General features: G+C 63.6%; 1 protein-coding gene. It reads left to right on the forward strand.

The features are described from left to right. The coding region (locus CA834_RS14510) for a T9SS type B sorting domain-containing protein (RefSeq protein WP_133085513.1) at positions 1-2,784 on the forward strand (2,784 nt) is incomplete at both ends.

Here is a 2,784-nt window from a genome sequence, read left to right on the forward strand (position 1 = left end):
GCCTTAAGGACGCTGAGGTAACTGGGGGCGACCCGGACTATTCGGTGAGCTACCACGCGACCCCTGGTGACGCGGACCTCGGCCAGAACGCGCTGCCGGTTCCCTATACCAATACGGTCAACAACCAGTTGGTCTACGTCAGGGTAGAGGACGTGGTGACCGGCTGTTACGACACGACGGTCCTTGAGCTTATAGTTCAGCAGGCCCCTGTGGCCTTTGCGCCGCAGCCCTTGCTGTACTGCGACCCGGACAGCGACGGCTTCGGGGTCTTCGACCTCACGGCTGCTGACGCTGAGATAACCGGTGGCGACGCGGCGCTGGAGGTCAGCTACCACGAGACCCAGGCCAACGCGGAGAACGGCGTGGACGCCATAGTGCCGGCCACGTCCTACGCCAACATCACGGAGGACGTCCAGACGCTCTACGCGCGGGTTGAGAACCCGAACATAGCGACGGACTGTGCCGTGGTGGTGTCGCTCGAGCTGATAGTGGAGCCCACGCCGCAGATAGCGGCCCCCGGGCCCTTGGAGGCCTGCGACGACGCGACGCCTGACGGGCTTTTGGCCTTCGACCTTACGGTGGTCACGTCCGAGGTGCTCAACGGCCTGGACCCGGCACGCTACGTTCTGAGCTATTACGTTACGGAAGCGGACGCGGATGCGTCGGCCCCTGCGATAGCCAATCCCTTTTCCTATGTCAATACGGTGCCCGGTGGTCAGACGGTCTGGATACGCGTGGAGGACACGGCCACTGCCGGCGGCTGTTACAAGCTGACGTCCCTGGAGCTTTTGGTTAACCCCTTGCCTGTGGCGCAACAGCCGTTGCCCCTCGAGCTCTGCGACGACCTCGGGGAGGTTCCCGGGGACGAGCTCACGGTATTCGACCTTACGGTGAAGGACCCGGAGATCACGGGCGGGAACGGCAGCTGGTCGGTGACCTATTACGAGACCCTGGCGGCCGCGCAGTCGCAGACGGGGGCCATAGGTGACCCCACGGCATATACGAACACGTCGGTGGGCGGCCTACCGGCGAACCCGCAGACCCTTTACGCGGTGGTCACGGATACCGGTACGGGCTGTACGGACAGGGTGACCCTTACCATACGTGTGCTGCCCAACCCCACACCGACACCGAGCGAGCAGTTGCCGGACCTTGAGCTCTGCGACCAGGTGAACACGGGCGACGGGGTCGAGCAGTTCGACCTGACGCAGAACGAGCTCTTGCTGCTCAACGGCGAGACGGGGGTCACGGTGACCTACCACGAGACGGCGGGCGATGCCGGTTCGGGCACTAACGCTATAGCGGACCCAACGGCCCATACGAACGCAGGGCTCCCCGCCCAGACGATATACGTCAGGGTGACCAGCGACGCGACGGGCTGTTACGCGCTGGTGGACTTCGACATACGGGTGTACCCCTTGCCGGAGGTGGTCGCTGTCACGGACTTCGTACAGTGCGAACTGAACACTGACGGTTTCGCGGGCTTCGACCTTTCCTCGAAGGACGCGGAGGTACTGGGCGGCCAGGACCCTGCGGCCTACACGGTGAGCTACCACGCGACGCTGGCCGATGCGGAGTCGTTGTCCAACGCCCTCTTGAGCCCGTACACTAACACGGTGAACCCCCAGGAGATATACGTGGCGATAACGGACAACGCGACGGGCTGCTCCATAGCGGCGCAGCGCTTCAACGTCGAGGTACAGGAAGCGGCCCGAGCCAATCCGGACACGGTACCGATAACCTACGGGCTCTGCGACGACGAGATGGAGCTCGACGGTGACCCGACGGACGACAGCGTACAGTTCGACCTGGGCGTCCTTGACGCGGAGGTACTGGACGGCCAGGACCCGGCGGGCTATACGGTGAGCTACTATGCCACGGAAGAGGACGCGCTATTGGGCGTGAGCCCGCTACCGGGCCTTTACGAGAACGTGGCCAACCCCCAGGTGATCTATGCGCGGGTGGACAACGATGTACCTGACGGTACGGGCCAGGACGGCTCGATATGCTTCGACGTGGCACCGTTGACCCTGCAGGTGGACCCCTTGCCGGGGTTCGTCCTCGAGGAGAGCTATACGCTGTGCGTGGGCGCGGACGGCAGCGAGGCCATCGGCCCTCCGTTGGTGGACACGGGCCTGTCGGCTGCGGGCTACACCTTCGAGTGGACCTACCAGGGCGATGTACTGGCGGGGGAGACCGGTCCGAGCCTGATGCCTTTACAGGGCGGCAGCTATGGGGTTACGGTGACCGACGTTCTGACGGGCTGTACGAGCGCGGGCGTTACGGTGGTGGTGGAGAGCGGACCTCCGACGATCGTTGTGGAACTTGTCAGCGAGGCCTTTTCGGGGAGCAACGTGGTCCGGGCCGAGGCCACGGGCACGGGTACGTACGAGTACAGCCTTGACGGCGGTCCATGGCAGGAGAGCGGTACCTTCGTGGGCGTTTCCCCGGGGCTCCACGTGGTGACGGCCAGGGACGTTCTGGGCTGCGGACAGGCCAGTGGCGAGGTGGTGGTGCTGGACTACCCGAGGTTCTTCACGCCGAACGGCGACGGGAACAACGATACGTGGAACATTGTGGGGATAGATGGCCAATCAAGCGCAAAAATTTATATATTTGACCGCTACGGCAAGCTTTTGAAGCAGCTCAGTCCGATGGGATCGGGCTGGGACGGAACCTTCAACGGGAGCATGATGCCGAGCAGCGATTACTGGTTCACCCTGACCTACAACGAGCCGCTCACGGGAGCGCGAAAGGAATTTAGGGCCCATTTTACCTTGAAAC

This window comes from Winogradskyella aurantia (assembly GCF_002266855.1).
Lineage (GTDB): Bacteria > Bacteroidota > Bacteroidia > Flavobacteriales > Flavobacteriaceae > Winogradskyella > Winogradskyella aurantia.